This window comes from Phytobacter sp. V91, from assembly GCF_965644225.1.
Lineage (GTDB): Bacteria > Pseudomonadota > Gammaproteobacteria > Enterobacterales > Enterobacteriaceae > CBFFRJ01.
The window spans coordinates 1-6,844 of the sequence record NZ_CBFFRJ010000191.1; the positions used below are offsets into that span (position 1 = coordinate 1).

General features: G+C 51.8%; 3 protein-coding genes and 2 tRNA genes. 2 read left to right on the forward strand and 3 right to left on the reverse strand.

The window, feature by feature from the left end:
* Nucleotides 1-163: 163 nt before the first annotated feature.
* From ACSZO4_RS23990 to gltX, 3 genes are all read right to left on the reverse strand, one after another.
* Nucleotides 164-2,821, reverse strand: coding sequence for a beta-N-acetylhexosaminidase (locus ACSZO4_RS23990; RefSeq protein WP_437891586.1), 2,658 nt, complete (start codon nucleotides 2,819-2,821; stop codon nucleotides 164-166).
* Nucleotides 2,822-2,878: 57 nt separating this feature from the next.
* Nucleotides 2,879-4,276 carry a chitoporin ChiP gene (chiP, locus tag ACSZO4_RS23995; RefSeq protein WP_437891587.1) on the reverse strand — a complete coding sequence of 466 codons (1,398 nt, stop codon included), beginning with the start codon at nucleotides 4,274-4,276 and terminating at the stop codon, nucleotides 2,879-2,881.
* 698 nt (nucleotides 4,277-4,974) lie between these two features.
* Nucleotides 4,975-6,390, reverse strand: a complete 1,416-nt coding sequence (gltX, locus tag ACSZO4_RS24000; protein WP_437891588.1) for a glutamate--tRNA ligase — start codon at nucleotides 6,388-6,390, stop codon at nucleotides 4,975-4,977.
* A gap of 257 nt (nucleotides 6,391-6,647) precedes the next feature.
* Here gltX and ACSZO4_RS24005 point away from each other — a divergent pair.
* Nucleotides 6,648-6,723, forward strand: a tRNA-Val gene (locus ACSZO4_RS24005).
* A gap of 44 nt (nucleotides 6,724-6,767) precedes the next feature.
* Nucleotides 6,768-6,843, forward strand: a tRNA-Val gene (locus ACSZO4_RS24010).
* Nucleotide 6,844: the final 1 nt, after the last annotated feature.

Below are 6,844 nucleotides of genomic sequence, written 5' to 3' on the forward strand. Positions count from 1 at the left end.
ATCGCGATCGCGACCTGCGGTCGCTACAAAAACAAAACCCCACGAAAAACGTGGGGTTCGTCAGCAATCTGAAGCCAACCTACGGGTTGGCTTTTTTGTTTGTCACCGTAAAAATGCCCGCTCAGCATATTGCTGACCGGGCATCTGCCCCAGACTGAGGGCGTTACGCTTTTACGCTATCAACACGGCTGACGCGACCGCCGTCCGGACTCAATGTACGAACCTGTACTTCGCCATGAACCTGCGGGCGTACTTTGTCATTATAACGCTGCCAGTTTTTACCACCGTCGGTGGAGTATTGCACCACCAGCCCCGGAAAACTGGTATTCACTTCCAGAACCCCGTTGACCACACGGGCACCCGGTAGCGGTAGACGATAGTGCACCTTCGCTTTATCCAGTTTTGCCAGTTCACGCTGGCCGACCAGATTAGCAAAACGCAGCCAGTCTTTTTCCAGCATTTTCACATCAACATGCTGTGTTTTACCGCCAGCATATTCACGACCGGCCAGGTAATCCTGCTCCCACGCAGCCCGGTGCCATGCCCGCTCGGCCACCGCAATAAGTCGCGGATAAATCATGTACTCCATCTGGTTATCGGTACGCACAATTTCACTCCACAGCTGGGCTGAGAGACCATAAGCGCCCGGCCAGGGTTTCTCCGATTTGGCGGTAAACGGATTGCCATCGCGGTCAACGGAGGTTTCCGCATTCTGCGGCAGATTATTCGGTGCAAAGCTGAAGATTTTACGTTCATCGCTGAAGCGCGTTCCCCAGTAATAGCCGCTCTCCGCCGGATTCACCTCATACGGAAAGTCGAGGTAGACATAATCCGGATTAGAAACCACCACCCGGAATCCTTTGTTGGCCCAGTCGTTAACCGAATCAAAGCCTCCCCAGTAGAGCGTGTCCCAGAAGTTAACGTTGACGTGGTCTGTTGCAAATACCGACGCATCTTTTGCATCCTTCACCCCATCCTGCCAGGCCTGCATGGTGTTGATGCCATGCGTTTTCACCTCTTTGCTGACTTCGACAGCAAAATAGCTGGAAAGGTGTTCCACATCAGCCACACGCCCCTCTTTCACCATTTGCTGGCAAACCGGCGATTTCGCCCAGGGCTTATCCTGTACGCTCTGGTCGATAATTCCTTTACCGGCCTCTGGATTTTTCTGGTCGGTATAGCCGGTCCCCAGATAAATGTTCTTCGCTTCATCGCCACCAAAGTGCCAGGTCGTTAGCGGCAGCCCGGCTTGCTGATGCATCTGCTGGATCTCGCCAATGACTTTGGCGGCAAAATTACGCGAGGCGTCAAGGCATGGGTTAAGGTAGCCCGTACGGTTATAGTATTGAACGCCGGTGGTGACAGAGGTGTCGTTCGGATCCAGCAGGCGGAATTCACTGGCTTCCTTCTCTTTACCCGCTTTCATCAACCGATCATAACGGGCTTCCATCGCGATAACCGCAGCACGGGCGTGCGCGGGCATATCGATCTCCGGGATCACCTCAATATGACGGGCTCTGGCGTATTTGAGGATCTCAATATAGTGAGCCCGGGTAAAATAACCGCTGCCATTATTATTGCTGTCCGGCCCGGAGCCCAACTGCGGCAGCAGGCAGGTCTTTTCGCTCAGGTCATGGCAGCGTTTACCGCCAACATCGGTTAATTCCGGCAGTCCCGGGATCTCAATACGCCAGCCTTCGTCATCGCTAAGATGGAAGTGGAATTTATTCAGCTTGTAGGCCGCCATTTGATCCAGCAGACGCAATACCGCCGATTTGCTGTGGAAATTACGGCCAACGTCGAGTTGAATACCGCGATAGTCAAAGCGCGGCGCATCCTTCGCTTCAAGTGTGGCAATAGTGAACGAGCCGTCGGTTGGTATAAGAGAAAGCAGCGATTGCAAACCGTAGAACACACCCGCTCTGTCGTAGCCGGTAATGACGGTTTCCCCGGAACGAATTTGCAACCGATAAGCGCCAGAGACCGCATCATCGCCGCTAAAACCGGAACCAGCAACTTCAGTGCGGATGGGGTAACTGCCCTTTTTTACACCCAGTAGCGCAAAGCGGGAATGAATTGCCTGCTGCGCATCCTCTTCCAGAGCGGAGAGATCCAGCATCACCCCGGCCCCCAAATCCACATCCTGGTTATGGACCTTAATCTGCTTCGGCGTCGGCAGGATCTGTCCCCGCAGCGAGGAGAGGTTCAGCGTTTTTACATCGCTGTTTTTTGCAAACCGCGCTTCAGCGGTCATCAGAATATTTTTATCGTCCGGCGTACGCTTCCACTGCTCAGCGGGTAAGGGGCTAACAAACTGCGATAAGTCTTCGGTATCGGTACTGGCGATCGTTTTCGCCGTTGCGCCTTCGGCGCTGACATACCAGCGCGGGAGCACATCGGTCATGAACAGCTGCCAGTATTCATTGACGATCGGGATCTCAACAGACGCCCTGGCCGGAAAACCGGTAAAAGAAGCCCCAGGCTCCAGCTTATGCAGATCCCCCATGATGTGGGTCACTTTAAACTGCGGATTCGCCACCTGCAGAACCTGGCGAATGCTGTGGAAATAAATAACCCAGTCTTTACTGGTCACGGCGTCACCGGGGTTGGTCAGGGTGATCGTCGCTTTATTACAGGAGGCCCAGTCGGCCCCCAACTTCGCACAGTCAACGCCGTTAAGCGCCGCATGGTTATCTTTGATAGCGTAATTCAGCGCAAACTGGCTAATCCTGTCGACGGTCCCCTGATCCGCCTGCGCCATTCCGTTTCCGAGCAGGCCAAACATCACACTGCTCATAATGCTTAAACGTACTGTTCTCATATCTTCTTCCTTATAAGCTGGCATTATCGGCGGGAGAACATCCCGCCAGAAGGGGGATTAGAAAATGGTAAAGGGAGCAATCACCATAAATTTGACGTCACGTTCATCCTGGAAGACGTTGCCGTAGCCGCCGCTCCAGCTCGGGATATCAGAATGGTTATCGTACTGGGTAAAGTGCAGCTTAAACTGCGTCCCTTTCGCCCGACCATCCTGCAGGGTATAGCTGGCATCAAGGCTGTATGCCGACTCCTTCAGGCGGTTGTCCGGGTTGTACCAGGCATCAGGCGACGCCATGCGTCCCGGTTTTGCATCCCAGGCATAAACCCAGGAAGCGCCGACCGCCCAGCCTGCCAGATCCCAGTTCGCCAGGTCGTACATTGCGCCAAAGAACAGCGCTTTTTCACCGTTGGCGTTAAAGTCGGAACGGTTATCCCACCAGATATCCAGTCGACCATTAGATGAGGCGTAGGTGGGAGTCATACGTTGCAGGAAGAAACCCTGCTGGCCCTCCGCTTTAACCCAGGTTCCCTCAAGACGCAGATCAACCTGGCCGATTTTGTAGCCAAAAGTCAGCGCCTGTAGCCAGGCGGTGCCATCGTACAGATCGTTGACGCCACCGCTGACCTTATCCCTACTGCCGTAGAACTGATAACTGGTGGAAAGCGGGCTGCCGGCAACATCAAATTTATAACTGGCCTTCGCAAAGTATTGATCGACATATCCCTGCGCCTGACCAAACGCGGCCTCCAGTAACAGATTGTTTTTGAAGTCGTACTTAGCCCCCAGAGAGTGCAGATACTCAACTCTGGTCTTTTTATCGTTCTGATAGAACTTATCGGTTTCAAGGTGCCACGGAGCCTTATATTCATTGCTCCACATATAGCTGAAGCTCAGCGCTCCCGCATCGCCGTAGTCAAAATTGGCTCCAGCTTCGGCCCCCTGATAAGTGCCGGGCATAAAGCTCCAGTGGGGTGCTAATAGCGTTTGCCCGCTCGGCTGAAGATAACCAGCACGTGCCCAGGCCGGACCGAGTTTGAATTTCGCAGCGGCCTTATACAGGCTGATACCGCTTTTATCACCGCTGTAATCTTCGCTGTAGGTTCGGTTTCTTGATGAGAAGGCGATTTCATTCGGGTGCCCGCTGGCGCTATTTTCCGCCATTTCAATTGCGGTAAAGGCCGCAATATCCAGTCCGAACATATCGGCCATATAACCAGACTGGAAATCCAGACTGGCATTCCAGGTTGAATGAGAAAGGTTGGTTTTATATTTATTGCCATCGAGTGGGTCTTTACGATCCCGTTCACGCTGCCAGTAATAAACACCACCAGTGAGTGTGGAGTCATCAATAAAACCGGCAGCATAAGTCCCGGGCGCTACGACCATGCCGGAGAGTGCGATGACGCCTGCAATAGCCAGCGCCAGCGTACTACGTTTACCACTAAACGTACGCATATGTTAATTCCTCTTTGACGTTCAAAATGCGTCCTGCAAAGCAGGCTGCAAGAAAAATACAAATCAAAAAAACTTAAGCTGACGGTTAAAAACCCCCCGCTTTCTGCCTGCAAGAGTATTTTTCGCGACGCGAATTATCAATGCTTTTTCAGTACAAAAATACGAGATTATGACCCACTGCACATAATTTATTTCTTTCTGTAACATCGGTGCAGATATTAGACATTTAGGATATAAATCCTATTCAAACAATTAATTAATAAATAAAATTTAAAAACAAAAAGGAAAGGCAATGAGGGAACATCATGAAGACAAGCTCAGATAATCACACGTTAATTCTCATCGAAAATATACACTTAAATGAAACATATTGATAACATCACCTCACAGAAAGCGCCTGCTCACGAATGTGAAAATTGCTGAAGATGGGTATCAAAGTCACTGAGAAACAACGGTCAGAAGAGTCAATGCATAATGGAGGGGATGCGCGAAGGTGTGTTACGCCGCCTGATGTTAGCCGCAATTTCACGGCAGGTTACGTCAAAATAGTCAGCAAAGACCTGTCCGATAACTTCATTCAACAACGAAAAGAGCCTGACTAAAAATGTTAATCGCCCCCGGACAGGCCAGCGTTCTCCGGACAGACAAACGGCAGGATTACCCTGCCGTTTTTAGTGACTGCTGGTGTGCTGCAGATTTTACTGCTGGCTTTCGCGCTCTGCGATAAAGCCCAGCGCCTTGTTGATGCGCTCGATACTGCGGGTTTTACCAATCGCGTGAACAGTAACATCAAGACCTGGAGACTGGCCCGCGCCGGTCACCGCAACACGCAGCGGCATCCCGACTTTACCCATGCCGACTTCCAGCTCATCGGCAGTTGCCTGAATCGCATGGTGGACGTTTTCAGCAGACCAGATGTCGATAGCCGCCAGTTTGTCACGCACCACTTCCAGCGGCTGACGCGCAACCGGACGCAGGTGTTTTTTCGCCGCATCGGCATCAAACTCAGCAAAGTCTTCATAGAAGTAACGGCAGCTGGCAGCCATCTCTTTCAGGGTTTTGCAGCGTTCACCAAGCAGTTTCACCAGTTCAGCCAGCTCAGGGCCGGTGCGGGTGTCGATATTTTCCTGCTCAATGTGCCATTGCAGATGCGTCGCCACATATTCCGGCGCCAGCGCATTAATATAGTGATGGTTCAGCCACTGCAATTTTTCAGTGTTGAAAGCACTTGCCGATTTGCTGACGGCGCCCAGTGAGAAGAGTTTGATCATCTCTTCACGGGTAAAGATCTCCTGATCGCCACTGGACCAGCCAAGACGCACCAGATAGTTGAGCAATGCTTCCGGCAGGTAGCCGTCGTCACGGTACTGCATAACGCTTACCGCGCCATGACGTTTGGACAGCTTTTTACCGTCGTCACCGTTGATCATCGACACGTGAGCGTAAACCGGAACCGGGGCATTCAGCGCTTTCAGAATGTTGATTTGCCGCGGGGTGTTATTGATATGGTCTTCACCACGGATCACATGAGTGATCTCCATATCCCAGTCATCCACCACCACACAGAAGTTGTAGGTTGGCGAACCGTCGGTGCGGCGAATGATCAGGTCATCGAGTTCCTGGTTGCTGAACTCGATCGGGCCACGGATCTGATCGTCAAAAATAACAGAACCGTCCTGCGGGTTAGCAAAGCGCACAACGCAGGGTTCGTCAGCCGCATGATGCTCATGGCCGTGTCGGCAGCGACCGTCATAACGTGGCTTCTCATTATTCGCCATCTGCTCTTCGCGCAGCGCATCAAGACGTTCTTTCGAGCAGTAGCATTTATAAGCCGTACCTGCCGCCAGCATTTCATCAATCGCCGCGTTGTAGCGATCAAAGCGTTTGGTTTGATAGTACGGACCTTCGTCCCACTCAAGGCTCAGCCAGTTCATTCCATCCATAATGGCTTCGATTGCTTCCGGCGTTGAGCGTTCAAGGTCGGTATCTTCAATACGCAGCACGAACTCACCGCCGTGGTTACGTGCAAAAAGCCAGGAATAGAGGGCAGTACGCGCGCCGCCAACATGCAGATAGCCGGTCGGGCTTGGCGCGAAGCGAGTTTTGATTTTCATGAAATGGCCTTACGTTTAATAAATATGCCGAAAACCGGCAAATCCTGGAAATGGAGTCGGCGATATTCTATCACCGTGAGGTTAATCCTCAATGTTGTTGCCAAAATCACGGCTATTCATATGTATTTTGTATACAAATCATGCGGGCAGGTACGATTAAACAGCGCTTTGTCTAATTTTACGACGAACGAACAATTTCTTTTGAAAATGCGTTGACTCATTTTCAACTCTCCCTATAATGCGACTCCACACAGCGGGGGTGATTAGCTCAGCTGGGAGAGCACCTCCCTTACAAGGAGGGGGTCGGCGGTTCGAACCCGTCATCACCCACCAACTACTTTATGTAGTATCCGCCGTGTAGCAAGAAATTGAGAAGTGGGTGATTAGCTCAGCTGGGAGAGCACCTCCCTTACAAGGAGGGGGTCGGCGGTTCGATCCCGTCATCACCCACCAC

Excerpts from the sequence above, each read along its gene's own strand:
- ACSZO4_RS23990 (WP_437891586.1), bottom strand. The coding sequence starts at position 2,821 with ATGAGAACAGTACGTTTAAGCATTATGAGCAGTGTGATGTTTGGCCTG.
- chiP (WP_437891587.1), bottom strand. The coding sequence starts at position 4,276 with ATGCGTACGTTTAGTGGTAAACGTAGTACGCTGGCGCTGGCTATTGCA.
- gltX (WP_437891588.1), bottom strand. The coding sequence starts at position 6,390 with ATGAAAATCAAAACTCGCTTCGCGCCAAGCCCGACCGGCTATCTGCAT.